The organism is Affinibrenneria salicis, from assembly GCF_008710095.1.
In genome coordinates this window covers 140,923-155,347 of the sequence record NZ_VYKJ01000003.1, presented here as the reverse complement: position 1 = coordinate 155,347, position 14,425 = coordinate 140,923, and the positions used below count along the sequence as shown (strand labels likewise).

The following is a 14,425-nucleotide window of genomic DNA, read 5'->3' as shown; positions in this document are numbered from 1 at the left end:
TGACGCCGGACTGCGGCCGTTGCGTCAGCGCTTATAACCGCGGGACGGCGGCGCCGGCGTATTGGTCTCGTACCACTCCAGTAATTCAGTACGAATGCCCGGCGGCAACGCCGCCAGGTGCGTGCCGCAGATGGCTCCGGCCAGCGCCAGCAAAATATTAACCCCCAGGTCCTTGCGAATTGCCTTGAGCTTTAAATAACTCTCCCTGGCGCCATGCTGGTGTAGTTCATCTATATTTCTGATACCCGCTTTCCATAGCAGTCGCTCAATATCATGATTAATATTAGGGAGATCCTTCAGCCTGCCGCGCAGATTCTTACTTTCGCGATCCCGACGGGCGTTTTCCAACGATATTCTTGCGAGATCAAGTAATTGTATGGGGTTATCCCACAGGCTCTGATCGACGCAGTAATATTTCAACGGCACCGGAATGCCGCGCTTTGTGTAGATAAGAGAAGACATATTGCGGGCCAGGAAATACCCCTCACACGGTTTACTGCCGCGCAGATAGAGTTCGCCGCTGGATACCAGCGCAAAAATAACCTTGTCTGCCGCGATACTGTAGCCGCCAAACTGTGAACGCGAGGTAATATCCCCTAAAGAAGCAAAATAGTGCTTAGATTGTAGAATCCTTTTTTCGCATAATTGTTTCATACTGTTCCCCTTCTGTATTGATCGCTCTTTCCTTGACTGACTGCAATAACAGTAACAGGAACAAGTAATTAACCATACGCCAGAGAAGTCTTCAAACATAAAATGTCGTTGCTTCTTATTACATGTAAATTATGCGAAGCGCTTTCAAAATTTAGGTTGATCTCCCTGCCCACAGGATATACTGTATATGCATACAGTGACACTATGGGTGGATCTCATTATGCGTACTCAATCATTCGATTCGTCATACTTTCGTCAGCCGTCTCGCACAGGCTCTACGGTGGAAGCTCCTCAGCCCGCATCGGCAACCGGCGGCGGAATTATCAGTGAAGTAGTGTACAGCGCAGGCCAGCCCATGGTCTCTCAGCTGCTTTTACCGTTGCTGCAACAGTTGGGAAACCAGCCGCGCTGGCTGCTGTGGCTGGCTCCGCAGCAGAAGCTGAGCCGTCATTGGCTGTTACAGTCAGGGCTGCCGCTGGATAAAGTCATTCAGCCGCACCACATCAATCCCGTCACCACCGTCGATGCAATGGAAAAAGCATTGCAAACCGGTAATTACAGCGCGGTTCTTGGCTGGCTGCCCGCAGAATTGACGGAAGAAGAAAAGATAAGATTACGCCATGCCGCTCGCTCGGGTAATAGCTATGGTTTTATTATGCGCCCGCAGAATGAAAGTTTTTCTCCCGACAGACCATTTTCATCCTTAAAAATTCACCCGATATTGTATCATTAAGTAAAAATGAGAATTTTCTCATGAGAAAAGAAGCAAAGTCAGGCAAATGCCGGACGGGCCTGTATCCGCCCAGCCCGCGTGAGAACTAATACTGAGACAAAGTTAGAGATATCTGCCAATTTCGCCTATTATTTGTTAATAAGTATGTACGAAACGCTATTTTTTTTTAGATGCTTATCACATCATACTTGTAACTTTCGAATCTCGTTGTAGACTTTAGCTCGTTGGAGGTGCCCTTGCATAACGCCAGTTGACTGGCAGAGTCATAAATAAGGGCGGAACCTTCAGCTAAGGATTTTAACCAAGGGCTTATTAACTTTAATAGTTAATTGCCGATTTGGATGATAATGAGGCGCAAAAATGAAAAAGACAGTTATCGCAATTGCAGTGGCACTGGCAAGCGTGGCTACCGTAGCACAAGCTGCCCCGAAAGATGACACCTGGTACGCCGGTGCTAAACTGGGCTGGTCTCAGTTCCATGATACCGGTCTGTATGGTAATGGCTACAATGTAGACGGCGCCCGCGACAACCAGCTGGGTGCTGGCGCGTTCGGTGGCTATCAGGCTAACCCGTACTTAGGTTTTGAAATGGGTTACGACTGGCTGGGCCGTATGAAATATACCGGCGGTCTTGGCGGTGGCGCATTCAAGGCACAGGGCGTACAGCTGGCGGCTAAACTGAGCTACCCGGTAATGGACGATCTGGACGTATATACCCGTCTGGGTGGCCTGTTCTGGCGTGTAGACAGCAATGACCATGCTGGTCACAGCAACAATGACACCGGCGTATCTCCGCTGGCCGCTGCCGGCGTTGAATATGCACTGGATAAAAACTGGGCTACCCGTCTGGAATACCAGTGGGTGAACAATATCGGTGACGCCGCTACCGTTGGTGGCCGTCCTGATAACGGCATGCTGAGCGTTGGCGTTTCTTACCGCTTCGGTCAGGATGAAACCGTTGCGCCGGTAGTGGCTCCGGCCCCGGCTCCGGCTCCGGTCGTTGAAACCAAACGTTTCACGCTGAAGTCTGACGTTCTGTTCAACTTCAACAAAGCCACGCTGAAACCGGAAGGTCAGCAGTCTCTGGATCAGCTGTATACCCAGCTGAGCTCGCTGGATCCGAAAGACGGTTCTGTCGTTGTTCTGGGCTTCACCGACCGTCTGGGTTCCGAACAGTACAACCAGAATCTGTCTGAAAAACGTGCTCAGAGCGTAGTTGACTACCTGGTTGCCAAGGGCATCCCGGCAGACAAAATTGCTGCACGTGGCCACGGCAAATCCAACCCGGTTACCGGTTCTACCTGTGACGCAGTTAAAGGTCGCGCAGCGCTGATCGACTGCCTGGCCCCGGATCGTCGCGTAGAAATCGAAGTTAAAGGTATTAAAGACGTTGTAACTCAGCCTCAGGCTTAAATTTCAACGATAAAAAACCTCGCTCCGGCGAGGTTTTTTTTGCCTTAGATAATCAATAAGCAGAAATGAAGCCTTGCATCGACAGCAGCAGCCGCTTTTCAGCTGCGGATGTTAAATATTATTTTCTCATGCCGGGCAGTCTGCCAAAACGCACTACAGCAATAACGAGCTCTGCCAGAGCCGATAATGGCGACGGTATTAGCCGACAGAAACAAAGACGATAACCACGCCGGATGCGCGACGTGATTACTCTTTACCCTTCCCCAGCAACGCTTTTAGATCCTGCTTAAGCACGGACATCTGGCTGGCATACTTCTCTTTATATTCCGCATCTTCAATCAGCTGCACGATCGTTTCCGACAGCGTGGCGCCGCGCCGATGCGCCAGCCCCGCCAGACGCTGCCAGACCAGATACTCCAGATCGATCGATTTCTTGCGCGTATGCTGATGCTCGGCATTAAAGTGCCGCTTGCGCCGGGCCCGAATAGTCTGTTTCATCCGATTTTGCAGCGCCGGATTCATATTCTGCTCGATCCACGCCAGAATCCTGGCCGGCTGGCTTTCCAGCAATAATAACTGCGCCACGGCCTCTTCGGCGGCGCTGCGTTCGATATGCCGCGTGATGAGTTCACCCTCACGGTGCTTTTTAACCAGGTATTTCCACTTCCAGCCGCACTCAAGGTTTTCCAGTTGCTGATATTTCATCGTGAACTCTTCAGTGACCGTGTAACGTTTAGCTAAGCATAGCAGTTTTGCCGCTGCTTTCCTGCTGTTGTGCGTTTTTTAAGGCTATTTTTTATACATTAAAAATACAATTAGCACCAGCAGGTCAATACAACGGACACTGCTTATATGCAGCCTGCATTATTCTTGTATAATCGCCCTTTTCCCTTAAACGATCCTATTTGACACTTTGACCAGTAATCAACTCGAATGGCAGAATCTGCTGCCCGATCATACGCCTTATCAGGCACTGTTCTCCCGGGCCGCTGATATTGCACCCGCTGAATTTTCAGCTATTCAGCCCCGCCTGACCGATGCATTGACGTTATTTTGTCATCCCCGTTCGCCCTCTCGCTTTATGCTGCTCAAGGCGCAGGATGACAGCGAGTATATGGCGCTGCTGGCCAATGTTATCAATTCGCTGCAACCGCGGACCGGTAAAGTATACGGCAGCCGCTATGTCATTGACGGGCACCATATTCAGCAGTCTGCCGCCGTGCAGACCAGCGATAATTTCGCGGCGCAATCGCGCTGCGGCTATCAGGAATGGATTGAACCCGAGCAACTGTTTGGAGCAGTGCGCTGCAGCGAGCAGCGCATCGCGCTGCAGCCCGGCCTTTTGCATCAGGTCAACGGCGGCATTCTGATCCTGCCCGTACGCCCCCTGCTCGCTCAGCCGCAGATGTGGCTGCGGCTGAAACAGATGCTGACTCAGGGATACTTCCAGTGGCTCTCGCCCGATGAGCGGCGACCGCTGCCGGTAGACATCCCCCCGATGCCGCTCGACGTACGGTTGATTGTCATCGGCGATCGCTCCGAACTGGGCGACTTTAGCGACATCGAACCGGATCTTTGCGAACGGGCTATTTACGGCGAGTTTGAAACGGAACTGCAGCTCGTCGATACTGACGATATATCGCGCTGGTGCGGCTGGATCAATACGCTTTGCGCTCAGCATCAGTTGCCGTCGCTGTCGGCTGACGGCTGGCCCGCGCTGGTGACTCTCGCGATGCGCTACAGCGGCGATCAGGGCTGCCTGCCGCTGTGCCCGCAGTGGCTGGCCGGTCAGCTCCGTCTGGCCGCGCTTTATGCGCGCGATGGAGAGATTAATGCCGCAGCGATAGCCGACGCCATCGCCAGCCGACGCTGGCGTGAGAGCTATCTCTCTTCGCGTATGCAGGATGAGATTGAACAGGGTCAGATCCTGATTGAAACGGAAGGCGAAGTCATCGGTCAGGTCAATGGCCTGTCGGTGCTGGAATACCCCGGTTATCCGCAGCTGTTTGGCGAACCGACCCGCATCAGTTGCGTGGTGCATGCCGGCGACGGCGAATTTACCGACGTCGAGCGCAAAGCCGATCTGGGCGGTAACCTGCACGCCAAAGGGATGATGATTATGCAGGCGTTCCTGATCTCAGAACTCGAGCTGGATCAGCAGTTGCCCTTTTCCGCTTCTATCGTCTTCGAACAGTCCTATGGCGAGGTGGATGGCGATAGCGCCTCGCTGGCCGAACTCAGCGCGCTGATTAGCGCGCTGTCGATGCAGCCGGTCAGTCAGCAGATTGCCGTCACCGGCTCGGTTGATCAGTTTGGCCACGTCCAGCCGATCGGCGGCGTCAATGAGAAAATTGAAGGTTTCTTTGAGGTTTGTCGGCGTCGTGGACTTACCGGCCAGCAAGGAGTAATCATTCCGGCCGCCAATCTGCGCCACCTGTGCCTGGATCAGGCGGTGGTCGATGCCGTACGAAACGGTCAGTTCCATCTGTGGGCGGTGGATGCCGTGCCGGAGGCGCTGTCGCTGTTGATGAACGCGCCTTATGATGACGAGCGTCAGCCCAGCCTGCTGTCCGCCATTCGCGAACGTATTGCACAGATTAATCCGCAGGAGCGGCGGCGTTTTCCCTGGTTTTTCCGCTAACAAACTGGTTTAACCAGTTGTCATCGGACTTGCCCGGCGTACACGTGTTCGCTAATCTGCGTGCTTCACTAAAATAAGGCTTATTGAGAACATGGTAGATAAACGCGATTCCTATACAAAAGAAGACCTTCTTGCCTCCGGCCGCGGTGAATTATTTGGCGCCGAAGGTCCGCAGTTACCCTCCGGTAACATGTTAATGATGGACCGCGTCGTTAAAATGACGGAAGACGGCGGCGATCATGGCAAAGGCTATGTGGAAGCGGAACTGGATATCAACCCGGACTTATGGTTCTTTAATTGCCATTTCATCGGCGATCCCGTTATGCCTGGCTGTCTGGGTCTGGATGCTATGTGGCAGCTGGTCGGCTTTTATCTCGGCTGGCTGGGCGGCGAAGGCAAAGGTCGAGCACTGGGCGTGGGTGAAGTGAAATTTACCGGTCAGATCCTGCCTGAAGCGAAAAAAGTCACTTATCGCATTCACTTTAAGCGGGTAATTAACCGCCGTCTCATCATGGGCATCGCCGATGGCGAGGTGCTGGTCGACGGGCGCCAGATTTACACGGCGAGCGATCTGAAAGTCGGGTTATTTAAAGACACCAGTACGTTCTGATGCCGGCAAAACGGAGAGCATCCGCCCTCCGTTTTTGCTCCCGGACGGTTAGAGCGCCGTCTGGCAAGCGCGTCTGAAGGTGTTTATTACCTGCGATTATCTCGCCGGAAAGCGCGGGACAAAAAACCTCCGCGCGATGCGGAGGCCGTTCCTTTCATTAATTAACAGAGCGCTATGCGGCAACCGCTCTGTCCTCCATGGCCTGTCGCCAACCTCCCAACCATTGTGATCGGGCATTGATCGATTGATAGGGACAAAACTCCTTTGATTTGCCAGAAATACCCGCCTGATAACCACGTGAATGAGCCCTTTCCAGGCGATCGCGTTTTTGTCTCTTCATGCCTCGTTTCCCTCATTTTTGTCTGGTGGAAATAAAACAGTGGTCGATTTCTCGGCTACCACAGAATATCAATAGTCATTCCAGGGCAGAAGATCAAGACGCAAAATTCAAACCAGTGTCATATTCGTGAGCTATAGTGACGCGCCTTTGCGCTATCGGTTTCACAAGACGCGCCTAACGTGCTGAACAGAAAATAAAACCCCGCGCGTTCCGTCGTATCGAACATCGACGGGCGGGCGGGGTTTTCACGTTATAGCAATTAGTTATTAATTAGACGCGCTGCTTTGCCGCGCAATATCGGCAGCCACCTGCTGCCAGCCCTGCGCCAGCGTTTTCACCAGCGCGTCGTAGCCATCGTCGTGCTGGGCCAGAATAATGTTGAATGGATGGCGGATAAGGTGGCCGCGCTGGTTCAACAGCCACTCTCCCTGCACCACCACCCGGCCGTCATAACGTCCGTGGAAGCCGTTGACCGTCACGTTCAGCGTGTCCGGCTCTCCCGCCGGCGGCGATGTGGTGACCACCCAACCCGGCAGCCCGGCGCTCAAATTCGCCACCAGCGTCTGCTGCAGTTGCTGTTCCAGCGGGCTCGCCCACAGGTTATTGGTGGCGAGCACATACTGTACGTCGTTGGTCTGATACACCAGACCATTGCCGCCCAGATAGTCGGCCAGCGCAATATGCTCAATCCATAGCTGACGGTGATTCGCGTCGCGGCCAACCGAAACCGGCGCGCTCCCTGCAGCCGCCAGCGGCAGCTGATAGTACGTTTTCTGCGTATTACTGCTGCAGGCGCTTACCAACAGCACCAGAGCCAGCGTCCATCCTTTCATCATCATTTAGCCCTCTTTGGCTGGGGATCATCACCGTCGGATGCCTCAAACACCAGTGCATTACTCTTCTGATTCAGCGTGCGCAATACCGGCTGCAGTTCACGCAGCACCTGATCGAGCCGCTGCATATCCGCCACCATTTTATTGTAGGCCGGCGAGCCGGGCTGGATCCCCTTAATGCTGCGGTTCAGCTCTCGCAGGGTATTCTGCATATCCTGCGGCAGGCTCTGCATCTCTTTCGCCGAGGTGATCTTATTCAGCGTCACCAGCGTCTTTTGCAGTTCGCGCAGCGTATTCTGGCTTTCGGCCAGCGTCTGCGTCGCCTCTTTCACCATCGGATCAAGCGGCAGCGCGTTCACCTTATCCAGCACCGCCATCAGCCTCTGCTGAATCTGCGCCAGACCGCCGCTGACCGTCGGCAACACCGGATAGCCGTCAATCGTCGCCGGCGCCGTGCGCGCTTTCTTATCGTTGGGATAAAAATCGAGATCGATGTACAGCGCGCCGGTCAGTATGTTGGCCGTTTTCAGCGCCGCCCGCAGCCCTTTGGGTTCAGCGCTGCGCAGATGCCGTTCCAGATTGAAATCGCCGCCCAGCTTATTGTCAAAACGGCCGGGTTCAATACGAATTAACACCGGAATGCGGTAGTCGTTGTCGATGCGCTGCTCCGCGCCTGGCGTGAGGAACGGCGCCTGCGATACGGTGCCGAGCCGGATGCCGCGGAATTCGACCGGCGCGCCGGGCTGCAGACCGCGAATGGAGTCGGTAAAGAACATCAGATAATCTTTGTGTTCGGTATACAGCGAGTCCTGAATGTTGCGCTCGTTTTCAAACAGCGTGAACTGCGCGCGCTCCTGTACCGGATTGCCCAGTTCCCAGCCGGCGGGCACGTCAAAGCTGACGCCGCCGCTGAACAGCGTAGTAAGCGAGCCCATTTCCACCCGCATCCCCTGGGCCGACATATCGAACGCCACGCCGCTGTCCTTCCAGAAACGCACGTTCGTCGTTACCAGATGATCATACGGAGCGGTAATAAACACCTGGTAGCGCATCTTGCGCGCCTGCGAATCAAACTCGCTCGTTTCGACCGTCCCTACCCGATAACCGCGAAACAGAACCGGATCGCCGGCGTTCAGCTGGCCCGACTTTTCGCTGTCGAGCTGAATCCGAATCCCCCTGGTATCGGGCGACGCCAGCGGCGGCGTATCCAGCAGGCGGAACGACTGCTCTTCCTCTTTGCTTCTGCCCGGCTGCAGCTCAATATAGGCGCCGGATAACAGCGTTCCCAAGCCGGAAACGCCCTCGCGCCCAATCTGCGGCTTCACTACCCAGAAAACCGAATCCTTATTGAGCAGCTTCGCCATGCCGTCGTTCAGCCGCGCCTTGATCTCCACCTGGTGCAGATCGTCGCTGAGCATAACGCTTTCCACCATGCCCACATCCACGCTGCGGCTTTTAATCGTGGTCTTACCGGCGACAATGCCTTCGGCGTTGGCGGTGGTCAGCATCAGCTGCGGTCCCTGATGACTGAAATGGTAAAACAGGATCCAGGCGCCGATCAGTACGGTGACAATCGGCACAATCCAGACCGGCGACCAGCGTTTAATTTTTTCAGCCTCCGCCACGGCGTAATTATTTTTGGTCAACGGGATACTCCTTGTCAGTCACGTCATTGCGTCTGTCCCACAGTAAACGCGGGTCAAACGCCATCGCTGCAAACATAGTCAAAATTACCACCATAGCAAAAAGTAAAGCGCCTATAGCCGGATAGACGCTCATAAAGCGCCCCATCCTGACCAGAGAAGAGAGCACCGCAATGACGAATACATCGATCATTGACCAGCGCCCGACAAACTCCACCACCTCATAAATAAAATGCATACGCTCGCTGTCACGATTGCCCTTACCCTGCCCGTACCAGCACAGCCAGGCCAGCGCCAGCATCTTCAACGACGGCACCATGATGCTGGCGATAAAAATCACCAGCGCCACCGGCCAGGAGCCGGAGCCCCATAAAAAAACCACCCCGGACATAATCGTGGACGGATCTTTGCTGCCCAGCGCTTCCGTCACCATAATCGGCAGGATATTGGAGGGAATATAGAGCATCACCGAGGTCACCAGCAGCGCCAGCGTCCACTGCAGGCTATCGCGTCGACGGGCATGTCCGCGCGTATGGCAACGCGGGCAAACGGTGGTGCCGGCGGGCAGAATAGCCGTACAGCACTGACAGGAGCGCATTCCCTGACTGAGCCCGCTCTTGCCCGGCAGCGGTTCGGCGGGCAACGCCGGCGGCGGAGCGATAGAATTCCACAGTTGGCGCCGGTCCAGGCTTTGAAAAGCCAGCAGCTGCAGCAGACAGAACAGACAATAAGGAAAGAAACTGCTGCCGGTGCCAATATCGCCGTAGGCCATCAGCTTAACGAAACTGACCAGCACGCCGGCCAGAAAAATCTCCGCCATGCCCCAGCTTCTTAGCTTAAACAACACCTTCGCCAGCACATATTTCACCTGCAGCGGCAACGACCAGCGACCGCACAGCAGGATGATGGTCAACATGCAGAAGGCCGGCACCAGTTGCACAAAGATCATAAACAGCGTGCCGACGCTGGCATAATCGTCCGCCACCAGCGCGCGGGGTATCGCTATCAGCGTAATCTCGCTGGAAATGCCCGCGACGCGCATAGAGATAAAGGGGAACAGGTTGGCCAGCAACAGCATAAACAGCGCGCACAGCGCGTAGCCGATGGAACGCTGGCGCGCCTGCGACCGTAAGCTGGTCAACTGCGTTTTGCAGCGCGGGCATATCGCCTTCTGCCCGGCAACCAGAGGCGGCAACGCCACCAGTAGATCGCACTGCGGGCACAGCACGTAATCATCATGGCGATGGGTATGTGAACACATCTACAGCCTCCTGAATGGCCGGGCAATCCGGCGACGGCAAACCGCCGCCCGGTGTTAAATCATAGTCTGCCTTCAGCCATTTTTCTGAGCTTCCAGCTCTTCCCAGCGTTCGAAGCACTGTTCCAACGCCTGTTCCGCCTCAGCCAGCGCCGTTAAAACCGGCTGCGTCTGTTCATAAGCCAGATTGAAAAAACCGTCGCTGTTCATCCGGGTCTGCAATGCCTGGATTTCCTGCTCCAGTTCTTCAATCCGTGCGGGAAGCCGTTCCAGTTCGAGCTGCTGGTTATAACTCAGTTTGCCCGAACTGTGTTTAACCGGTTGTGCGACTGACTTTTTCACCGTATCCGCGGGCTCCGCCGTCGGCGGCGCGGCGCGCAGCGGCGTGGCGGCCGCCCGCTGCTGCTGAGCATCGTAATATCCGCCGACAAAGCGCTCGATCGCGCCGTTGCCGGAAAAGATCCAGCACTCGGTTACCGAGTTATCGACAAACTGACGATCGTGGCTCACCAGCAGCACCGTCCCCTGGTACCCTTCAATCAGCTCCTCCAGCAACTCCAGCGTTTCCACATCCAGATCGTTGGTGGGCTCATCGAGGATCAACAGATTGCTCGGTTTCAGAAACAGGCGGGCCAGCAACAGACGATTGCGCTCGCCGCCGGACAGCGCCTTGACCGGCGTCATCGCCCGTTTCGGATGGAACAAAAAGTCCTGCAGATAGCCCAGCACGTGGCGCGAGCGGCCATTGACCATAACCTCCTGCTTGCCCTCGGCCAGGTTGTCCATCACGGTCCGCTCGGGATCCAGCTCGGCGCGATGCTGATCGAAATAGGCCACCTCCAGTCGGGTACCGCAGTGAACGCGCCCGCTATCCGGCGTCAGCTGCCCCTGCATCAACTTCAGCAACGTGGTTTTACCGCAGCCGTTGGGGCCGACCAGCGCGATCTTATCGCCGCGCATAACCTGAGCGCTGAAGTCTTTCACCAACACCTTGTCGCCGATCTGATAATTGACGTTCTCCAGCTCAAACACAATTTTGCCCGAACGGCTGGCTTCTTCGACCTGCATCTTCGCCGCGCCCATCACTTCGCGCCGTTCGGAACGCTCGCGCCGCAGCGCCTTGAGCGCCCGGACGCGCCCTTCATTACGGGTGCGGCGCGCCTTGATCCCCTGACGGATCCAGATCTCTTCCTGCGCCAGCTTGCGATCGAATTCGGCGTTTTGCAGCTCTTCGACCCGCAGCGCTTCTTCCTTGCCGAGCAGATAATTATCGTAGTCGCCCGGCCATGACACCAGCTTACCGCGATCGAGATCGACAATGCGCGTCGCCATATTGCGAATGAACGAACGGTCATGCGAAATAAACACGATACTGCCCTGGAACGATTTAAGGAACGTTTCCAGCCAGTCGATGGTTTCGATATCCAGATGGTTGGTCGGTTCATCAAGCAGCAGCACGTCCGGCGCGCTGACCAGCGCCCGCCCCAGCGCCGCCTTGCGCAGCCAGCCGCCGGACAGCGAGGAGAGCGGCGCATCGGCGGTTAATTCCAGGCGCAGCAGCACCTCGGCAATCCGGCTGTCCAGTTGCCACAGTCCCTGATGGTCGAGGATCTCCTGCACGCGGGACAGCTGGTTGAGATTCTTTTCGCTCGGGTCCGACTCCACCTGGCGCAGCACGGCGTGATATTCCTTCAGATAGCTGGCCTGCTCCGCGACGCCTTCGGCAACGAAGTCAAACACCGTGCCGGCTACGTCGCGCGGCGGATCCTGCTGCAAACGCGCCACCACTAAATCCTGTTCGAACACCAGCCGGCCGTCATCCAGCGGGATTTCGCGCGCCAGGATCTTCAGCAGCGTCGACTTTCCCGCGCCGTTGCGCCCGACAAGGCACACGCGTTCGTTAGGCTCAATATGTAATTCGGTATTATCCAGCAAAGGTGCGTCGCTGAACGACAGCCATGCACCGGACAGACTGATTAAAGACATGGTAATTATTTTTCCTCGCCGGCGTGCCGGAGCAGCCAGCAGTTGTGAATCTGGCGATTACGGGCAAAATCCTGCGACTGCGTTTGCGTCGTGATCTCTCTGGCCGTCAGTCCAAGCGCCTGTAAACCGGCGAGATCCATTTGAAAGCCGCGTTTATTGTTGGAAAACATGATCGTGCCGCCGCACCGCAGCAGCCGTTTCATATTCTGCATTAGCGACAGATGATCGCGCTGAACGTCAAAGGTGTCATCCATCCGTTTGGAATTGGAGAACGTGGGCGGATCGATAAAGATCACATCGAACTGTTCCTGGGTTTGCTGCATCCAGCTCAGGCAATCGGCGTGAATCAGCCGGTGCTGACGGCCGGTCAGATTATTGACGCGTAAATTCTTTTCCGCCCACTCCAGATAGGTACGCGACATATCCACCGTGGTCGTGGTGCGCGCGCCGCCCAGCCCGGCATGAACGCTGGCGGTGCCGGTATAGGCGAACAAATTTAAAAAGTCTTTGCCGTCGCTCATCTCGCCCAGCATTTTGCGCGCAATGCGATGGTCGAGAAACAGTCCGGTATCCAGATAGTCGGTCAGATTCACCCACAGTCTGGCGTTATACTCCTGCACCAACAGAAATTCACCTTTCTGCGCCAGCTTTTCGTACTGATTCTTGCCCTTCTGGCGCGCGCGGGTCTTTAACACCAGCTGATTTGACGGCACGCCCAGCACCGACAGCGTGGCGTTGATCACATCGAACAGCCGCTGGCGCGCCTTTTGCGCATCAATGGTTTTCGGCGGCGCGTATTCCTGCACCACCACCCAGCTGCCATAGCGGTCGACCGCCACGTTATATTCCGGCAGATCGGCGTCATACACGCGGTAACACTCGATATCCTGCTGTCTGGCCCACTTCTCCAGCTTACGCAGGTTTTTACGCAGACGGTTGGCGAAGTCCGGCGCCACTTCGCCGACGCCCTGGGCGGGCGTATCTGCCAGCAGGTAATTTTTCTGCACGCAATCGAGCGGACCATTTTTCGCCTGGAACTGCCGATCGGCGCGCAGTTGCAGACAGCCCAGCAATTCGGTGGAAGAACTGAACAGCGACAGTTGCCATCCGCCGAACTCGCTCTTCATTTTACGCCCCAGCAGATTGTGCAGGGCAATCAGCGCCGGTTCGCTTTCCAGACGTTCGCCATAGGGCGGGTTGCTCACCACCGTCCCCTGAGGCCCTTCCGGCAGCGGATTTTTTAACTGATCCAGCGCGCAGGCTTCGAAGCGAATCACCTCGGCGACGCCGGCGCGACGCGCGTTCGCCCGGGCGACGTCGATGATGCGCCGATCAATGTCCGAGCCAAAGAAACGGGCGCGGGTCTCCTGCAGTCCGCGCCGCGCCCTGACCTGCGCGTCGGTGGTTACCTCGCGCCACAGCGCGGCGTCGTGGCCGTTCCAGGCGGTGAACCCCCAGTGATTACGGTACAAGCCCGGCGCCCGATCGCTGGCCATCATCGCCGCCTCAATCAGCAAAGTACCGGAACCGCACATCGGGTCGAGCAGCGGCGTATCGGGTTTCCAGCCCGACCGCAGTACGATGGCCGCGGCCAGCGTCTCTTTTAGCGGCGCCTGGCCGGCCATTTCCCGGTAACCGCGCTGATGCAGCCCTTCGCCGCTTAAATCCAGCGCCACGCTGGCCATCTCGCGCTGCAGAAACACATTAACGCGAATATCGGGCTGCTGACGCGCCACGTCTGGTCGCTGACCGCCCTTACGGGTAAAGCTGTCGACAATGGCGTCCTTGACCTTCTGCGCGCCATATTGCGTGTTGCGGATATCGTCGTTGGTGCCGGTGAAATGCACGGCAAAGGTTTTATCGACGCCGAATACCGCACTCCAGTCGATCGCCTGTACGCCCAGGTACAGATCCAGATCGCTGTATACCTTAAATTCATTAAGCGGCAGCAGGATACGCGATGCCAGACGGCTCCAGAGCAGGCTCTGATACAGCAGCCGATTGTCTCCCTGAAAGTGCACCCCGCCCTGTACCACCTTACAGTCCTGCGCGCCCAGCGCTTCCAGTTCGCTTTTTAACAGTTCTTCCAGGCCACGAGCGGTACTGGCAAACAGAGAGTTTATCATGCAGAGATCACCAAAAAATAAAGAATGGCGCATTATAGCGAATCCCCGCCGCTTGTCATAAGCGCCGCCGGGTTTTCTCGCGCTTATCGTTCTGCGCGGCGCGTGCAGCGGCGATGGCCGCCCGAAGTCTATTGGGTATCGGTCTGGTTTTATCGGGAAAAGTGAACGAAGGAGGAAGAAAAACAGCG

11 protein-coding genes and 1 pseudogene are annotated in these 14,425 nt (G+C 56.0%); 4 read left to right on the top strand and 8 right to left on the bottom strand.

Annotated features, from left to right (window positions below; all coding sequences use genetic code 11):
- Positions 1-24: 24 nt before the first annotated feature.
- Positions 25-654, bottom strand: a complete 630-nt coding sequence (locus FJU30_RS07870) for a TfoX/Sxy family DNA transformation protein (RefSeq protein ID WP_150434428.1) — start codon at positions 652-654, stop codon at positions 25-27.
- A gap of 220 nt (positions 655-874) precedes the next feature.
- Between FJU30_RS07870 and sulA the strand changes: the two genes are divergently transcribed.
- Positions 875-1,387, top strand: a complete 513-nt coding sequence (gene sulA, locus FJU30_RS07865) for an SOS-induced cell division inhibitor SulA (RefSeq protein ID WP_150434666.1) — start codon at positions 875-877, stop codon at positions 1,385-1,387.
- A gap of 360 nt (positions 1,388-1,747) precedes the next feature.
- The gene (ompA, locus tag FJU30_RS07860) at positions 1,748-2,800 is read left to right on the top strand and encodes a porin OmpA (RefSeq protein ID WP_150434427.1); all 1,053 of its coding nucleotides are present in this window, start codon (positions 1,748-1,750) and stop codon (positions 2,798-2,800) included.
- A gap of 246 nt (positions 2,801-3,046) precedes the next feature.
- Here the strand turns inward: ompA and matP are convergent, their stop codons facing one another.
- Positions 3,047-3,505: a macrodomain Ter protein MatP gene (gene matP, locus FJU30_RS07855; RefSeq protein WP_150434426.1), complete on the bottom strand. Its 459-nt coding sequence runs from the start codon at positions 3,503-3,505 to the stop codon at positions 3,047-3,049.
- Positions 3,506-3,713: 208 nt separating this feature from the next.
- Here matP and FJU30_RS07850 point away from each other — a divergent pair.
- Positions 3,714-5,518: pseudogene (locus FJU30_RS07850) on the top strand (AAA family ATPase).
- A 14-nt stretch (positions 5,519-5,532) separates the two neighbouring features.
- Positions 5,533-6,051, top strand: a complete 519-nt coding sequence (fabA, locus tag FJU30_RS07845) for a bifunctional 3-hydroxydecanoyl-ACP dehydratase/trans-2-decenoyl-ACP isomerase (protein WP_150434424.1) — start codon at positions 5,533-5,535, stop codon at positions 6,049-6,051.
- 172 nt (positions 6,052-6,223) lie between these two features.
- Here the strand turns inward: fabA and rmf are convergent, their stop codons facing one another.
- From rmf to rlmKL, 6 genes are all read right to left on the bottom strand, one after another.
- Positions 6,224-6,391: a ribosome modulation factor gene (gene rmf / locus FJU30_RS07840; RefSeq protein ID WP_150434423.1), complete on the bottom strand. Its 168-nt coding sequence runs from the start codon at positions 6,389-6,391 to the stop codon at positions 6,224-6,226.
- A gap of 266 nt (positions 6,392-6,657) precedes the next feature.
- Complete coding sequence (gene pqiC / locus FJU30_RS07835; protein WP_150434665.1) at positions 6,658-7,227, bottom strand: membrane integrity-associated transporter subunit PqiC; 570 nt, start codon at positions 7,225-7,227, stop codon at positions 6,658-6,660.
- A complete protein-coding gene (gene pqiB, locus FJU30_RS07830) occupies positions 7,227-8,870 on the bottom strand; it encodes an intermembrane transport protein PqiB (protein WP_150434422.1) in 1,644 nt (547 codons plus the stop codon). The genes pqiC and pqiB overlap by 1 nt, the downstream gene beginning before the upstream one ends.
- The gene (pqiA, locus tag FJU30_RS07825; RefSeq protein WP_150434421.1) at positions 8,857-10,128 is read right to left on the bottom strand and encodes a membrane integrity-associated transporter subunit PqiA; all 1,272 of its coding nucleotides are present in this window, start codon (positions 10,126-10,128) and stop codon (positions 8,857-8,859) included. The genes pqiB and pqiA overlap by 14 nt, the downstream gene beginning before the upstream one ends.
- Before the next feature lie 72 nt (positions 10,129-10,200).
- Positions 10,201-12,111, bottom strand: a complete 1,911-nt coding sequence (locus FJU30_RS07820) for an ABC transporter ATP-binding protein (RefSeq protein ID WP_150434420.1) — start codon at positions 12,109-12,111, stop codon at positions 10,201-10,203.
- Positions 12,112-12,116: 5 nt separating this feature from the next.
- Positions 12,117-14,234, bottom strand: coding sequence for a bifunctional 23S rRNA (guanine(2069)-N(7))-methyltransferase RlmK/23S rRNA (guanine(2445)-N(2))-methyltransferase RlmL (gene rlmKL / locus FJU30_RS07815; RefSeq protein WP_191091558.1), 2,118 nt, complete (start codon positions 14,232-14,234; stop codon positions 12,117-12,119).
- Positions 14,235-14,425 lie beyond the last annotated feature (191 nt).

Excerpts from the sequence above, each read along its gene's own strand:
- FJU30_RS07870 (WP_150434428.1), bottom strand. The coding sequence starts at position 654 with ATGAAACAATTATGCGAAAAAAGGATTCTACAATCTAAGCACTATTTT.
- sulA (WP_150434666.1), top strand. The coding sequence starts at position 875 with ATGCGTACTCAATCATTCGATTCGTCATACTTTCGTCAGCCGTCTCGC.
- ompA (WP_150434427.1), top strand. The coding sequence starts at position 1,748 with ATGAAAAAGACAGTTATCGCAATTGCAGTGGCACTGGCAAGCGTGGCT.
- matP (WP_150434426.1), bottom strand. The coding sequence starts at position 3,505 with ATGAAATATCAGCAACTGGAAAACCTTGAGTGCGGCTGGAAGTGGAAA.
- fabA (WP_150434424.1), top strand. The coding sequence starts at position 5,533 with ATGGTAGATAAACGCGATTCCTATACAAAAGAAGACCTTCTTGCCTCC.
- rmf (WP_150434423.1), bottom strand. The coding sequence starts at position 6,391 with ATGAAGAGACAAAAACGCGATCGCCTGGAAAGGGCTCATTCACGTGGT.
- pqiC (WP_150434665.1), bottom strand. The coding sequence starts at position 7,227 with ATGATGAAAGGATGGACGCTGGCTCTGGTGCTGTTGGTAAGCGCCTGC.
- pqiA (WP_150434421.1), bottom strand. The coding sequence starts at position 10,128 with ATGTGTTCACATACCCATCGCCATGATGATTACGTGCTGTGCCCGCAG.
- FJU30_RS07820 (WP_150434420.1), bottom strand. The coding sequence starts at position 12,111 with ATGTCTTTAATCAGTCTGTCCGGTGCATGGCTGTCGTTCAGCGACGCA.